General features: G+C 77.3%; 8 protein-coding genes. 2 read left to right on the top strand and 6 right to left on the bottom strand.

All coding sequences use genetic code 11. The features are described 5' to 3' along the window. The 5 genes from AC07FY_RS06720 to AC07FY_RS06700 all read right to left on the bottom strand — a co-directional run bounded on the left by AC07FY_RS06720 (position 1) and on the right by AC07FY_RS06700 (position 13,178). Positions 1-1,860, bottom strand: coding sequence for a hypothetical protein (locus AC07FY_RS06720; RefSeq protein WP_479001419.1), 1,860 nt, complete (start codon positions 1,858-1,860; stop codon positions 1-3). Continuing rightward, the gene (locus AC07FY_RS06715) at positions 1,857-5,636 is read right to left on the bottom strand and encodes a DUF5682 family protein (protein ID WP_479001416.1); all 3,780 of its coding nucleotides are present in this window, start codon (positions 5,634-5,636) and stop codon (positions 1,857-1,859) included. Before AC07FY_RS06715 ends, AC07FY_RS06720 begins: the two co-directional genes overlap by 4 nt. Next, positions 5,633-6,787 (bottom strand): ATP-binding protein, encoded by a 1,155-nt coding sequence (locus AC07FY_RS06710; protein ID WP_479001413.1) that lies wholly within the window; start codon positions 6,785-6,787, stop codon positions 5,633-5,635. The genes AC07FY_RS06715 and AC07FY_RS06710 overlap by 4 nt, the downstream gene beginning before the upstream one ends. 530 nt (positions 6,788-7,317) lie before the next feature. Next, on the bottom strand, positions 7,318-12,315 hold the full coding sequence (locus AC07FY_RS06705; protein WP_479001410.1) for a DNA-binding protein: 4,998 nt from the start codon (positions 12,313-12,315) through the stop codon (positions 7,318-7,320). Then, entirely contained in the window at positions 12,312-13,178 is an 867-nt protein-coding gene (locus AC07FY_RS06700) for a DUF4132 domain-containing protein (RefSeq protein ID WP_479001408.1), read from the bottom strand. Before AC07FY_RS06700 ends, AC07FY_RS06705 begins: the two co-directional genes overlap by 4 nt. 199 nt (positions 13,179-13,377) lie before the next feature. Here AC07FY_RS06700 and AC07FY_RS06695 point away from each other — a divergent pair, with 199 nt between their 5' ends. Continuing rightward, positions 13,378-14,109 carry a GmrSD restriction endonuclease domain-containing protein gene (locus AC07FY_RS06695; RefSeq protein ID WP_479001405.1) on the top strand — a complete coding sequence of 244 codons (732 nt, stop codon included), beginning with the start codon at positions 13,378-13,380 and terminating at the stop codon, positions 14,107-14,109. Next, entirely contained in the window at positions 14,106-14,396 is a 291-nt protein-coding gene (locus AC07FY_RS06690) for a hypothetical protein (protein ID WP_479001612.1), read from the top strand. The genes AC07FY_RS06695 and AC07FY_RS06690 overlap by 4 nt, the downstream gene beginning before the upstream one ends. A 43-nt stretch (positions 14,397-14,439) precedes the next feature. On the opposite strand, the gene AC07FY_RS06685 is transcribed toward AC07FY_RS06690, so the two are convergent. Beyond that, positions 14,440-14,973: a GNAT family N-acetyltransferase gene (locus tag AC07FY_RS06685; RefSeq protein ID WP_479001402.1), complete on the bottom strand. Its 534-nt coding sequence runs from the start codon at positions 14,971-14,973 to the stop codon at positions 14,440-14,442. Positions 14,974-15,036: the final 63 nt, after the last annotated feature.

Raw genomic sequence — 15,036 nt, 5'->3', positions numbered from 1 at the left:
TCAGGGGGGTGGGGCGGAGGTCCAGGACGTGGTGATCAAGGAGCGTTCGGCTGCTGCGAGGTGGGCGGCCGCGGACAGCCAGGCGTGGGCGTAGGCCTCCGCTGAGGGGTCGGCCAGGCGGCCGAAGGCGTCGCGGGGGCGGCGGTCCGCCTCGGCGGCGAGGGCCGCGGCCAGATCCGCCGCGCCGGTGAGTCCGGCCCGGCGCAAGGCTCCGTACCCGGCGAGGGGTTCACCGCCCCGGGCCGCCTCGGCCACCGCTCGGCGACCGCCCGCGACCCCGCTCTCCAGGAGCCGGCGTACCCGCCACAGCGGCGAGTCGGCCAGCGGGTCCGGGCCGGCGGCGGCCGGCTCGGGAGCGGGGCCGGTGTCGGCCCGGGGCGGGAAGTGGACGCCCTGGAGCCGGTCGTAGCCGAGGTCGGCGCGGCCCAGCCACTCCTCCGGCAGCCGCAGGGTGTACTCCTCGCCCGGCACCGGACCGACCGCCAGGGGGCTCAAGGTCGCGGCCCGGTCCAGGTCGGGGCGCCCGAGCACGCGCAGCCGCAGACCGGGGTACGAACCGAGGCGCCGCAGGTTCTCCGTGTGCGCCAGCTCGGGGTGGGGGTGGGCGGGGCGCAGCCGCAGCAGGGGCGCACCCGGCCGCAGTTCCCGTACCAGGAGGTGGTCCCCGGCCGGCCCGACGACGGCGACCTCGCAGCCGAGCAGGGCCGGTTCGGCGCCCTCCGGATCCGCGGGCCGGTCGGCGACCGCCTCGGCGGCCGGCCGGGCGAAGAGCGCCGCGGCCGGCTCCTCGGTCCACGCGATGCCGCGCAGCGGGGTCGCCCTGACCCCGCGTCCGGCACCGAGCCGTCCCTCCGGGGAGACGGTCGCGCCGACGATCCGCAGGCCGCCGCGCGCCAGCCCGGCGTGGTCGAGGACGGCTCCGCCGAGCGCGACGGATGCCGACCCCGCGCCGCGGGCCCGGGCGAGGCCGCCGGGGCGCACGTCGGCGAGCGAGTAGGCGGCGCCGTCGGGCGCCAGCAGGTGGGTGACCACGCCCCCGTACCCGGTCGCCGAGAGGACCGGCTCCCGGCACAGGCCGTACACCTGGAGGCTTCCCCCGGACGCGTAGGTGCGACGGGACGTACCGGTCAGGGCGGCGTCCGCCCGACCGGCGGCCAGGAGCGCTGCGGTGCGCAGGAGTTCGCGGAAGGCGTCGGTCAGCGCCCCGAGCCGCTGCCCGGCCTGCTGGCCCCGGGCGGCGCGCAGGCCCCGCACGACGCGCAGCGCGGCCGCCTCGGCGCGGGGCAGGCCGGCGAGTCGCGCGGTGTGCGCGGCGCGCAGCAACTCCGCCTGCACGACGGTGCCTGCGGCGGTCACCCCGGCGGCGAGGGCATCGGCGGCGGCCCGCCAGAGCCCGGCCGCGGCGCGCAGCTGTGCCGCGGTGAGGGCGGGGGCCGGGGCCGGGGAGAGGTCTGCGGCCGGGACCGGGGCCGGATCCAGCTCCGGGGTCGGGTTCGGGGTCCGGGCCGGAGCCGGATCCGCGGCCGGGGCCCGGCCCTCGGCCGCGGACGGCGGTTCGTACGGGGCCGGATCCGTCAAGGGGGCCGCGGCCAGGGCGGCGGCGCGGTGGAGGCAGCGGGGCGACAGCAGGCAGGTGCAGACCGCCTGTCCGGGTTCGGTCACGGCCCCGCGCGGACCGGGCCGCAGGGTGACGACCGCGTCCTCCCCGAAGGCGAGTACGACGCCGCCGTCCGCCCCGCCGTCGGCCGGCGCCGGGCATCCCGCGGTGGCGGCGTCCAGCTTCTTGCGCAGCCGGGCGCTGAGCTGCTCGACGGCTTCGGCCAGCACCTCGGGTGCGACGGGTGGCAGTGCGGTGGTCAACGGGGTTCTCCACGGAGTCGGTCGCCCACCCAGCGGGCGAGGGCGAGCGGGCTGAGGGCGGCCACCGGCATCCCGGCCGCGACGAGTTGCCGGGCCACCGGGACGGAGTACCGGGGCGTGCCCGTGTCGTCGAGCGCGGCGCAGCCGAGCAGGTGGGCGCCGGAGGCGGCCAGCGCGCGGACCTCGCCGAGCAGGCCGCCGATCGGGGCGCCCTCCTCGAAGTCGCTGACCACGACGACGAGGGTGCGGCTGGGCACGGTCATCAGCGTGCGGGCGTGGGCGAGTGCGGCGGCGATGTGGGTACCGCCGCCGACGCGGACCTCCAGCAGCAGCGAGAGCGGATCCTCGACCCGGTCGGTGAGGTCCACGACCTGGGTGGAGAAGGCGAGGAAATGGGTCGACAGGGTCGGGACGCCGCCCAGCACCGCCGCGGTCAGCGCCGACCAGATGACGGAGGCCTCCATCGAGCCGGACACGTCGACGACGAGGATCAGCCGCCAGTCGCTCTCACGGCTGGTCCGGGTACGGAACACGGGCCGTTCCGGGACCACGACCATGCTGCCGTCGGGCTTGCGCCGGGTGTGCGCGAGGTTGGCTCGCAGGGTGCGGGCCAGGTCCAGTCTGCCGCCGGGGCGGCGGGTCGGGCGGGGGGTGGCGAGGCCGGAGAGGGCCGGGCGCAGCCGGGTGGCGAGTTCCTTGGCCAGTTCGTCGACCAGCCGCCTGACCAGCGGCCGCAGCCGGGCGAGCTGGGCTTCGGGCATGCCGCCGGCGAGCGACAGGACGGCGCCCAGCAGTTCCACGGAGGGCCGCACGGACCCCGGATCGAGCTGGGCGAGTACGTCGGTGCGGCCCGCTTCGGCCGCCCCGCCCAGCACTTCTTCCCGCACCTCGGCGCCGAACAGCGCCTCCAGTTCCCGCGACCACTCCCGGGCGGTGGGGAAGGACGCCTCCTGGCCGCCGCCCCGACCGCCCGGTCCTCCCCCGCCGTCGAGGCGGTCGGCGGAGCCCTCGCCGCGGCCGGCGCCGTAGAGCTCGTCGAGGGCGTGGGCGTAGCGGCGGGCCCCGGCGGGGAGCCGGTCGCGCTCGCGGCCGAGCAGCAACCGCCAGCGGTCGGCGGGGGCGAGCCGCGGGGCGGTCCCGGCGGGCGGGCGGAGGCCCCGGACCCCGGCTGCCGCCGGCTGCGCGCCCGGGCCCTCGGCCTCGGCCGATGCCCGAGCCCGGGCGAGGGCTTTCGTCCCGGCCGGTGGGGACGCCTGCGGTCGCGGGAGCTCCTCCAGCGCGGCGAGTCCGGCGGCGTCGGCGGCAGCCCACAGGGCGAGCAGCGCGGGTGGTGCGTCCAGCGCGAGGTCGACCCGGTCGCCGAGCCGCTCGGCGACGGTGTCCAGCAGGCGGTCGCGGGCGGCGGGCGACAGGGTGTCGAAGCCCCCGCGCAGGGCGGGGAGACGGTCGAGGAACTCCTGGTCGCCGAGGTGCTCGACCCGGTCGAGGAGCGGGGTGAGCGCGGCCGGCGAGGACTGCAGGAGCGGTCCTGCGGCGGTGAGCACCCCGCTGAGCCGCCGGGTCAGGGCCCGGCGCCCGTCGGGTGCGGTCGCCGCGTCGATCCAGCCGGCGGCGCGCTCGCCGAGCCGGGCGGCCGGATCGAGGTCGAGCAGCACCCGTACGGCCAGGGCCGCTCCCTGGATCAGCGGGGATGCGGCAGCCGCCAGGTCCGCCAGGGCCTCGTCGGTGCGCAGGCCCAGGTGCCGGGCGGCGGCCCGGTCGGCGAGGGCCACCAGGGCCGCGGCGTCGGCGGTGTCCTCGCTGCCGGCGAGGCCGGGCAGGGACCGTACGGCCGCTTCGAGGAGATCGCCGGTGAGCGCGGCGGCCGCGGCGCGCGACACATCGCCCGTGCCGGGCAGATGGCCGCGCCGCAGGGCCTCCAGGAGGTCGAGGGCGTCGAGGAGTTCGGGCAGGGTGGCCGTCTGCGGCAGGACCGTGGCCGCTTCCTCCAGGCGTACGTCGACCAGCTCGGGCAGATCGCAGCGCGCGGCCGCGGCCAGCCCCGCGAGGATCTGCGCCGGGGTCGGTCCGCCGTCGGCGGCGGCGCGGCGTGCCGTGTCGCGGAGCGTCCCTGCGGCGGCCTGGGCGGCGGTGACGCCGCGGACACCGGCGAGGTCGAGGCGGGCCGGGACCGCGGGCGTCCAGGCCGGCCGCCACTTGGTGCCGAGGGCGGTGCCGTCGCCGGTGGTCGCGACGCTGAGGGGCTCGCCGTAGGAGGCTCCGCACACCAGGAGCCGCTGGAGGAGGATCTCGCGGCGGCTGTCGAGGGCGGAGCGCAGCGGGTCGAGCCGGACCTCGCGGGGGGCGGGGTCGTCGGGGCGGGGCAGCCCCAGCTCCGACAGCTCGGCCTCGACGGAGGGGCCGAGGCCGGAGCGGGGGGCGTGCGGGGTGATCCGGCCGCGCCCGGTGCCGACGAGGACCGCTTCGAGGGCGCGGGCCAGCGCCCGGCCGCGGCCGAGCGGTTCGCCCTGCCCGAGCACGGTGGTGACGGCTTCGAGCAGTTCGCCCCGGCCCGGCGCGGGCAGCCCGCGCAGGACGGCCAGGTCGCAGGCGAGCCGCAGGGTTTCGGCCGCCTCACCGGTCCCTGCGGTGTGGCCGGCCCGGCGCAGCTCCCGGCAGATCCCGGTGACGGCGACGGAGGCCGCCTCCCGGAGCAGGCGGGGGTCGCCGCCCGCGGCCAGGACGGCCTGCTGCCAGAGGGGGTCCCGGATCCCGGCGGGGTAGCCGGAGCGGGAGTCGAGCAGGTCGAACGAGTAGGGCACGAGCGAGGTGACGGCCTGCGCCGCGTCCTGCCGGTCGGCCCCCGCCCGGCCCCGGCGCCCCTCCCCTCCCCCGGCGGCCCGCCCGGTGTGCGGCGGGGTCGTCGGGGACGTGCCGGTACCCGCCGGCGGGGCCGGTGCCGCGGTGGCGGCCGGAGCGCCCGCGCTGGGGATGCCGAGGAGGGCCGGTGCGTGGAAGGCGCCGATCACGGCGGCCACGCGGTGGCCCGCGGCGAGGGCGCCCGCGATCACCTCGCGCATGTGGGCCTCGCGGGCGAGGTCGGTCGCCGGGACGGTGGCGGCGGCGTCCGTACGCAGTGCCCAACCGACCCCGAGGGCGGCCCGGCGTACGGCCTCCGGGGAGCAGCCGGGTGCGAGGACCTCGACGGCCCGGTCCCAGGTGTCCTCCCCGTCCCGGCCGGTCCCGGCGGCGGCGAGCGCGTCGGCGAAGGTGCGTCCGCGCGGGGCTGCCGCAGCCGCGGCCCCGTCCGCGCCCTGGTCCGCGTCCTGTGCCGGGTTCTGTGCCGGGTCCTGGTCCTGGTCCGGCGCGGAATCCGGTGCCGCGGTGGGCGGCAGGGCGGACGCGTCCGGCACCGTCCAGCCGCCGGCGGACAGGGGCAGGTCGCAGCACAGGACGGCCGCCCCGCGCGCGGCGGCCCAGCGGATCGCGGCCAGTTCCGGGGAGAAATCGGCGAAGGGGTAGAAGGCCAGGCGGCCGTCCCGGCCCGTCCCCGCCAACGCGACGGGGGCGACGGTCTCCGGATCGGCGAGGTGCTCCAGCCAGGGCTGGAAGTCCGCCGGGAGCTCCACGCACACCACGTCCGCGCCGGAGGCGTCCAGCAGGTCGGGGACGAGCGCCGCCAGCGCGGGGCTGTGGTGGCGCACGCCGAGCAGGTACGGCTCGCGGGACGCGGCGAGCGCCTCGACGGCCGTACGCGGCTCGGCCGGGGTCCGCGCCGGTGTGAGCGCCGGGGTCACCGCAGGCTCCCGCGCAGGTCCCACAGGCGCCGCCACATCGCCGAGCCGTCCTCGGCCCGGCGCCGGACCGGACCGTCCCAGTACCCCAGCAGCCGTCCGTGGTCGGCCGGATCGTCCTTGCGTACGACGCCCAGCAAGTGCCCCGGCAGCAGGTCCAGTACGTCCCCACCCGGCAGGTACGCGGCCGCGACCCCCAGCGAGGCCGCCACCTGCACGGCTTCGGCCGTGGACATGACCGTGCCGGGGCGCTCCACGTCCCAGCCCTCGGCGGAGCGTCCCGAGCGCAGGTCGCGGAAGACGGTGACGAGCGCGTCGAGCACGGCGTCGTCGACGCCGAAGGCGGCGCCGGCCCGCTGGACGGCGGCGACCGCCTGGCGGCGGATCAAGGTGGCTTCCGCGTCCGCGTCCGCGATGGGCGCGACCGTCTCGAAGTTGAAGCGCCGCTTGAGGGCCGCGGACATCTCGGAGACACCGCGGTCGCGCAGGTTGGCGGTGGCGATGACGGTGAAGCCGGGGGCCGCGGAGACCACCGCGTCCTCGGTGGCGGTGAGTTCGGGCACGGTCACCCGCCGGTCGGACAGGATGGACACGAGCGCGTCCTGGACCTCCGGCAGGCAGCGGGTGATCTCCTCTACGCGGACCACCCTGCCGGTCCGCATGGCGGAGAGGACCGGCGAGTCGACCAGGGCGCCGGCGCTCGGCCCCTGAGCGAGCAGCAGCGCGTAGTTCCAGCCGTACCGGAAGGCGTCCTCGGTGGTGCCGGCCGTGCCCTGGACGGTGAGGGAGCTGGTGCCGCAGACGGCCGCGGCCAGCAGTTCGCTGAGCATGGACTTGGCCGTGCCGGGCTCGCCGGTGAGCAGCAGGCCGCGTTCCCCGGCGAGGGTGACGACGCAGCGTTCCACCAGGGCACGTTCGCCGACGAACTTGGGCGCGATGACGCGCTTGGCCCCGCCCTGCGGGGAGACCAGTTCGGCGCCGTCGCTGCCGCAGACGAAGGTGACGACGGCGCGCGGGGTCAGTGCCCAGCCGGGCGGGCGGGGGCCGGGGTCGTGGGCGGCGAGGAAGGCGAGTTCGGCGGCGTACCGCTCCTCGGCGGGCTGGACCTGCCGGTCGGGCGTGGCCGCCGCGGCGGCCTGATCGGTGAGCGTCATCGGGGTACTCCTGGGTGGTGCGGAAAGGGGTGGGACGAAGGTGGGGACGGGGAACGAGGTGCGGGACGGGACGGCGCGGGACGGCGCGGGACGGTGCGGGACGGCACGGGACGGTGAGGGAGCGGGCAGCACGCACGGGGTGCGAGCCGGGGCGGAGCGGAACCGGTGGGAGCGGGCAGGGCGGACGGGACCCGGCCCCCCCCCTCGCCCCGACCCCCTCGCCCTGCCCCGCGTGCGGCGCACGAAGGGCGGGGCGAAGGGCCGGCGGCGGACCGCGCCGCCGGGACGGCGAGGCGGGCAGGCGTTCCCTGCCGGGATCCCTGCATCCCGACCGGCCCAGGTCCCGACCGAGCAGCCGGAGCCGGGGGCCGCTCGGCTCGTCCCGAACGAGCCGGCCCGCTCTGGACGCCCGGACCGGGCAAGCCCGAGCCCAGCCCACCCGTCCCCGCCCCGTCCCCCTCGGGCCGGCCCGAACCGAACCGAGCCGCACCGCGCCGGCCCCGGCTCCGTCAACCGCGTGCCCGCCGCCGTCACGTCCTGCGGGCGCGCCCCCGCGTCCGCTTCACCTTGAGCTCCTCGAAACGCGGGGCGTCGCCCTCGCGTACCCGCTGCCAGGCCCTGCGGTAGAGGTCGGCGGCGGGTTCGGCGGGCACGAGCGGGCCCAGCAGGCGGTGCCCGTACATCGGCAGCTTCCACTGCTCCACCGGCAGCACCGGGGAGGCCAGGTCGGCCCACCCGCCCGGCAGGAACAGCGAGCGCCCGGCCCGGCTCCGCCCTGCCGTCACCACCAGGTCGGTGGCGCCCAGTTCGGCGCGGGCGGCCTTGAGGCGGGCCGGCTTCCAGCCGGTCCAGCGGGCGGTGTGGCGGTCGGTGGGGTCCGGCATGGCGAGCAGCATCAGGTACAAGGCGGCCGCGTCGGCGCCGAGTCCGTGTTCCGCGGCGGCCTCCGCCACCAGGTCGGGGACCGAGCGGGCGGGGTCCTGCGGCCACCAGGTGCCGTCCTTGTCGACGTCACCCGCCGCCGGGGCGCCCGGGTCGGCGAGCAGGGCGGCGAAGCGGGGGTCGTGGGCCGCCCGCAGGGCCGTCTCGGTCGCGGAGGCCCCCCGGCCGTCGCCGCGCAGGACCGCCAGGTACGGGTCGGAGCCGGTGGAGTCCAGCAGGGCCGGGCGCAGGGCGGGGCGGGGCCGGTTGTCGTGGGTGGCCATCACCACCGCGCCGTACCGCTCGAAGCCCTCACCGGTCTCGGTCGGTGTGCCCGCCGCCTTCCGGAAGTCGGCGAGGTCGGTGTAGTGCCCGCTCTCGATCAGCAGTTCGGGGGCGGCGAGCCGCTGCCGTACGGCCGTGAGTGCGGGCGGCAGCGCCGTTCGTACGGGGTCGCCCGCGGGCAGCCGGTGGGCGAGCCAGGCCATCGCGCCCAGGGCGGAGGTCAGGACGGCCGCGGTGAACGGGCGGGTGGCCGGCTCGCGGGGTTCCGCGTGGTCGCCCCGGACCGTCCACGGCACGTCGACGGAGAGTTCCGGGGCGGCGGACGGATCGAGGAGGGCCGACAGGGCGTGCGGCACGGCCCATCCGGTGCGCAGGACCCGCGCGCCCTCGGCGAGGAGCCAGTCGGGCACCGGTGTGCGCCGGCCGACGTGCCGGTTCCACACCGCGGCGGCGGCAGCGGCGTCGGGGCCCTCGGTCCACAGCAGGGCCGGGTCGCGGGGCAGCAGCGCGGCGACGACCGCCCGCCGCACCACGAGGTCGAGGCCCTTGAGCTCGTCGCGGGCGTGGGCGGCTTCGGCGGCCTTGACGCCGAGGAGGGTGCGCTGCTCGGGGGTGAGGAAGTGCTGCCCCCAGCTGTCGACGGAGGGCAGCCCGGCGATGACCAGCCGGGCCAGTGCGGCGGGGACGCCGGTGAGCCGGGCGAACTCCTCCGCGGCGTGCGGGTGGAAGGGCGCGGGGCCGCGGTCGGCGGCTTCGGCGAGGAAGCGGGCCAGCCAGTCGCCGCCGCGCTCCGGGTCGCCCGGCAGCGCGGCGCCGCGCAGGGTGTAGGGCCCGGGGACGGTGAAGCGGCCGGCCGGGTCGTGCAGCAGGGCGCCGAACTCGTGGCCGTCGGGGACGGCTGCGCTGTACTCGGTCGTGGCGAGGACGGCTCCGCCACCGAGCGGCAGCACGGCACGTCCGTGCAGGTTGCGCTCGGCTCCGGCGGGGGTGTTCAGGTGGCGCTGGTCGAGGTGGACGACGACCCGGCGCCAGCGGGCGGCGGATCCCTCCGCGGAGGCCAGGCCCAGCGCGTCGATCTCGCGGAGCAGGCTGACGAGTGCGGCGCGCTCCTCGTCGGTGGCGCCCGCGGCGACCGCGCGGTAGGCGACGGCGGCGGGCTGGTCGAGCAGCGGTGTCCACGCCAGCGCGGAGTAGGGCAGGGCCGGCACGTCGAAGTGCAGCCTGCCGGGCACCGCGGCCGCCGCGGTGTCGGCGCGGGCGGCCGCGAGCCCGCGCAGGAAGCGGTGGGCGACGTCGGCGTCGGCGCCGCCGCGGTAGTAGGTGCTGCCCGTGAGCCCGCTCAGCGCCTGGTCGATCAGCTGGTCGGTGGGCCCCTGGGGAGCGGTTTCCGCGGCCCCGGCGTCCTGGCTGAGGCGGGCGGCGACCGCGTCCAGGGCCTTCTGCTGGACGAGGGTGAAGCGCAGGACCTCGACGACCCCGCCGACCAGCTCGGGCGCGGTGATCCGGGGCAGGGCCGCGGTCACCAGGGCGGGCAGCTCGTCGGCCGTCCGGGCCGCGGCGGCCGACTTCAGCAGGGCGGCGACGGTCTCCCGGTCGGCGGCGCGCAGCGCGGCGGAGCCTTCGGTGTCGCGCGGGCGCAGGGCGTACCAGTGGGAGAGCGGCGGGAGGTCCACGCTGGCGGTGGCGTAGGGGACCCGCCGCTCGCCGTCGCGCGACGTGGCGGTGACCACCCCGTCGGGGTCGGTGATGCTCACCTGGCGGTAGCCGCTCGACAGGGCGCGCGGCCGGTCGTCGCCGGGGAAGGCGAGCGCCGCGAGCGGGGCGTAGGCCCCTTCGGGGACGGTGACGGTGCGTCCGCCGGTGTCGGTTCCCCGCCAGCCCTGGCCGGGAACGCGGGCGGTGCGCCAGCCGAGCAGGCCGCCGACGGGTTCGCCGAGCGCCGAGTCCGGCACGGTGGGCGCGGGCCGCAGCCAGCCGGCGGAGCCGGCCCGCGCCGGGTCCCCGCCGGAGGAGGTGTCGGCGAGGAAGGTGGGCAGGGAGAACCGGCCGAGGTCCCCGGTGGCGGGGTCGTACTCGCGCCAGCCGCGCTCGGTGGCCTGGTCCCGGTACTGCCACACCCAGTAGGAGGTGCCGTCGGACAGCAGTGGCCGCTCCTCGGGCAGTCTGGTGTCGCCCCGGTGCAGGATGCCGCCGCCGGTGGCGCGGCCGCCGTTCGGGAGCGGCAGGCTGAGGTGCTCGGAGCGCAGCTGCCCGTACCGGCGGTCGGTGTCCAGGGTCAGGACGGTGCCGGGCGAGGTGTGCCAGTAGCCCTGCGTCTCGTCCGAGGCCCAGGAGTTCCAGAAGACCAGCAGTTCGCCGTCGACGTAGTGGAATCCGTGGCGGTAGTGGGAGCCGCTGGGGATCCGCAGGTCGTGGGTGAGGACGGTGGAGTCGGCGTCGATGACGCGGACCTGCGTGGAGTTGGCGACGATCAGGTGGGGCCACGCCTCGACGACGGTCAGGCCGCGGCGGTCCTGGGCGGGGGCCAGTTCGCGGACGGCGTTCTCCCAGGAGGGCCAGGCCAGTTCTTCGAAGAGTCCGCCGCGCAGGGTGCGGGCGAGGGTTTCGGCGAGGTCGGCGGCGGCCGCCTCGGCGACTTCCCCGGGGGCGAGTTCGAGTGCCTCGACGGGCAGCCAGGTCAGCCGCTGGATGGCGTCGGGGACTCCGGGCAGCCCGGCGGCGGTGGACGCGCGGGCGACCGAGCGCACCCACTCGGTGAGCAGCGGGCGGCCGCCGGGCGCGGCGGCGACCCGGCGGATGATGTCCTCACCGCCTTCGCCGATGCCGTCCAGTGCCCGGTGGAACGCCGGGTGGAACCGTTCGTCGGCGGCGAGGGCGAGCAGGTCGCGGCGCTGGTCGGCGCGGGCCCAGTCCGCCAGGTTCAGCCGGCTGTGGCGGTGCCGGCCGTGCTCCGTCCCGGGGTCGGCGACGGGCACGCGGAGGGTGAGCAGCAGGTCGAGGAGGTCGGCGTCCTGCACTCCGACGCGCAGGCCGGCCTCGCGGCCGGGCCGGGCGAGTTCGGTGCGCAGCTGCGGCGCGCAGCGCTCGACCAGGTCGAGGAGTACGGGCGGGGTGGTGCGCCGGCCCCAGCCGGTGTGGCGGGCCTGGTGGAAGCGCTCCAGCCAGCCGGCGGTGCCGTCGGCGCAGCGCTGGTCGGCGGGGACGTCCTCGGATTCCAGCCCGGCGGTGGCACCGGACTCCTCCAGGACGTCCAACCACAGGCCGGTGAGCTCGACGCTGTCGCCGCCGCCGGGCGGGGTCAGCCCGAGGAGCGTGCCGCGTACGGAGGGCACGCGCCGGGCGAGTGCGACCAGGGCGGCCCGGTGCGCCTTCCACCAGCCGAGCGGGGCGCGCAGGGTGGCGGGGAGCGGGAGCAGTTCGGCGAGGTAGTCCTGCTCCGGCTCGGTGCCGGTGAGGCCCGCCGCGCGGGCGAGGCGGCGCAGCTCGGTGGCGGCCTGCGCGGAGGGCGGCAGCCCTCCGGCGGTGCGCCGCACGCACAGCCGGCGGAAACGCCGGTGGGCCTCGGCGGGGCTGACGCGCAGGGCGAGTTCCTTGCCGTAGCCGGTGAGCACCTTCACGGGGAGCGCGCCGGCCAGGGCGAATTCGAGGAAGACGGCGTCGAGGCGGTCCTCGTCGACGGCGAGGCCGTGCTGGGTCTCGGCGGTGCGGGCACGGCCGAACAGCTGGGCGGCGTAGGTGGGGTTCTCGACGGCGAGGAACGTGCGGGCGGCCTGTTCGAGGAAGACGGGAAGGAAGTGCGGCACGGCGGCGGCGAGCCGGCCGGCCAGTTCGTTGCAGGCGTCGAGCGCCGCCTTGGGCTTCGTCTTGGCCTGGCGGCCGATGCGATCCAGTTCGGGCACGACGGCGAGGGCGTGGTGGCCGTCCTCGGGGTGGTGGACCAGGACCCATTCGGGGAAGCCGAGGGCCTGGCGGTGGCCGAGGCCGACGACGGGCGGGTCGGTCCGTTCGGGTACCAGGCCCAGGAACCCGGCGGCGAGGTCCTCGGCGGCGCCGAGGTCGGCGGCGGCGAGCCGGACGACGACGCGGTCCTCACCGAGGGCGGGGTGGCGGTAGGAGCGCGCGGTCAGGTCGACGGCGGTGGGTCCCGCGTCGGGCGTGCCGAGCGGCAGCACGGCGCCGGCCCGCAGGAGCAGCTCGGCCTCGCTCACGAACGCGCCGCCCTTCCCGCTGCCGGTGCCGGTGCCGGTGGTGCCCGCGTCGGGGGTGCCCCCCGTGCCGGTGTTCGTGCCGGCGTTCGTGCCGGTGTTGTCGGTGGTGCTCATGCGTCCCCGCCCTCCTCGATCTTGCGCCCGGCGTACAGCGCCGCGGCCATCCGCATCCCCTCGGACCAGGCGACCGGTCCGACCTCGGCCGGGCGCACGGTCCGGCCCTCCCCGTCGTGCCAGGTCAGCGCGCCGGTGCTGGTTTCCGCGTCGTAGTACGGCTCCCCGATCCACACCGCCGCCTCCGTGGCCCGGCCGGTGTCGCGGACCTTGCAGGTGGCGTAGCCGCCGGAGACCCGGTAGCCCAGGCCCGTCGCCCGCGCGGCGAGGCTGAACCGGGTGGGGAAGACCCCGCCCGCGTAGTCCTTCACCTCGGTGGCGGTGGCGGTGAGCCCGGCGGGCTTCTGCCAGGTGGCCCGGTGGATCTGCTCCACCCGCTGCACGATGCCCAGGTCGGCCGCGAAGTCCCGTACGTCGTCCAGGTCCGGCAGCAGTACGGGGTGCGGCAGGGTCACCGTGCGCGGCGACAGCCGGACGGTCTCGCCGTCGAGGTCGACCACCTTGAGCTCACCGGACTCCGTGGCACCCCGCAGGAATCCCACCTCGTCCGGATCGTCTCCCACGACGGCCAGATCCCGCAGGGCACCGCGCCAGGCCTCGTCGCGCCAGACACGGGCCAGCAGTGCGGCCGGTACGGGCAGTGAGGACACCATCCAGCTGTCGACCTGTGCGACGCAGGCCGCCTCGTGCCGGTCCAGCCATGCGGCGAGCCGCCGCAACCGGTCCACCTCCGGATGGTCCTTCAGTGCCCTGGGGAGGCTCTTCAACTGCCGCCCCGCGGACCGGCCGGAGGCGGACCGCGCCGCCACCCGGCCTTCCACGAGGGCGATCTCGTACCCCTCGCCCGCTGCCACCCATGCCATCAGCCCGTGTCCTCCACCCGTCCGGCCCCTGTCCGCGCAGCCCGGACAGGGGGGTCGGAACCCCCCTGAGCTGCGGTATGCGGGGAGACTAGCGAGCGCCACTGACAACGCACGCCGGAGGGTGCCCGCCCGGTTCTTCGTCCGGTTCTGGGTAGGGTTCGAAAGGAATTGACACGCAGTCGGGCGGAGGGCGGGTTCCATGGTGCGTCAGATACGGGTTCCCGGTGCGGCGCTGGCGGCCGCGCTGCTGCTGGCCCTGGCCGGCTGCTCCGGGGCGGGCGGGCCGGGCGCCGGCAAGGGCACCGGCCCGGATCCGGGTGCCTCGGCGCCGCACACCGCGCCGCCGGGGGCGGGCGGCGGACCCGCCGGCGGGGACGTACTGCCCGGCCTGGTCCCGACGGCCGTGGCCCGCACGCAGTTGGCCGCTCTGAAGGTGGCACCGGTCGGCACGATGGCCGGGTACAGCCGGGCGAAGTTCGCGCACTGGGCGCAGCAGGGCGACAAGTGCGACACCCGCGAGGTGGTGCTCGAGCGCGACGGCTCCGACGTGAAGCGGGACGCCGAATGCCGGGCCGTCTCCGGTTCGTGGAAGAGCCTCTACGACGGGAAGTCCGTCACGGACGCGGCCGCGATGGACATCGACCACATGGTGCCCCTCGCCGAGGGCTGGCGCTCCGGCGCGGCCGGCTGGGACGCCGCCCGCCGCAAGGCGTTCGCCAACGACCTGACGCACCCCCAGCTGATCGCCGTGACCGCCTCCTCGAACCGCGCGAAGGGCGACCAGAGCCCCGACCTGTGGCAGCCGCCGGACAAGTCCAGCTGGTGCCAGTACGGGCGGGCCTGGACCACCGTCAAGTCGGCCTACGGGCTGACCGTCACCGAACCGGAGAAGAAGATGCTGACCACCATGCTGGACACGTGCGCATCATGAGCGGGCGGGAGCAGTGGCAGGACGAGGTCCTCGCCGGGCCGGGCGGCGCGATGACCGACGAGGTCGGCGTCATCACCGGCCCGCTCACCCTGCGGACCACGGCGCTGGCCGGGGGGCTCGCCGGGTTCGAGGTGCAGTACAAGGACGCCGACGAGTGGTACACGCTCACCGGCAGTCCGCTGCCCCACCACGGCGACCCGGCCGCGCTGCACGCGGCGGCCCTCGACGCGGTCCGCGCGGGCGGCGCGGCGCAGGCCCCGGGCAGCGGCGCGGACCGGGAGGCGTAGAGCCGTGGACGGGGAGACGTAGAACGGGTCGGCCCCTCCGGGCTCAGGCCTCGTACTCGGTGAGGTCGATGGCGTGGACCCTCAGGAGGTGGCCGTGCTCGGGGTGCGAGGTGTCGCGTTCCGCGACCATCCCGAGCTTGCGGATCACGTTCTCGGACTCCTCGTTGCCGGCCCGGTTCACGGCGACGACGCGGTCCAGCCCCCGGTCCTGCAGGGCGTACTCCAAGGTCGCGTGGGCGGCTTCGGAGGCGTAGCCCTGGCCCCAGTACTGCCGGCCGAGCCGCCAGGTGATCTCCACGGCCGGCAGGATCTCGGGCAGGTACTCGGGCACCGAGAGGCCGACGACGCCGATGAGCTCACCGGATCCGAGCAGCTCGACGGCGAAGAGGCCGAAGCCCTCCTCGTCCCACTCCTCCTCCCAGCGCTCGATGTCCTCGGCGGTCTCCTCGAGGTCGCGGACCGAGCCGTCGCCGATCCAGCGCATCACCTCCGGGTCCCCGTTGATCTCGGAGAGGGGGACGAGGTCGTCGTCGGTCCAGCGGCGCAGGATGAGGCGGGGGGTCAGGATCTCGGTCATGCGGCCCATCCTGCCCAACGCCGCCGGTCAGCGGTAATCGGGTCCCGGCCGGTGCGGGCGTCC

It is taken from the genome of Streptomyces sp. NPDC045967, assembly GCF_056430495.1.
Note: the sequence above shows the minus strand (reverse complement) of the source record. Positions and strands in the feature narration are given on the sequence as shown.

Excerpts from the sequence above, each read along its gene's own strand:
- AC07FY_RS06700 (WP_479001408.1), bottom strand. The coding sequence starts at position 13,178 with ATGGCATGGGTGGCAGCGGGCGAGGGGTACGAGATCGCCCTCGTGGAA.
- AC07FY_RS06690 (WP_479001612.1), top strand. The coding sequence starts at position 14,106 with ATGAGCGGGCGGGAGCAGTGGCAGGACGAGGTCCTCGCCGGGCCGGGC.
- AC07FY_RS06695 (WP_479001405.1), top strand. The coding sequence starts at position 13,378 with ATGGTGCGTCAGATACGGGTTCCCGGTGCGGCGCTGGCGGCCGCGCTG.
- AC07FY_RS06710 (WP_479001413.1), bottom strand. The coding sequence starts at position 6,787 with ATGACGCTCACCGATCAGGCCGCCGCGGCGGCCACGCCCGACCGGCAG.
- AC07FY_RS06705 (WP_479001410.1), bottom strand. The coding sequence starts at position 12,315 with ATGAGCACCACCGACAACACCGGCACGAACGCCGGCACGAACACCGGC.
- AC07FY_RS06685 (WP_479001402.1), bottom strand. The coding sequence starts at position 14,973 with ATGACCGAGATCCTGACCCCCCGCCTCATCCTGCGCCGCTGGACCGAC.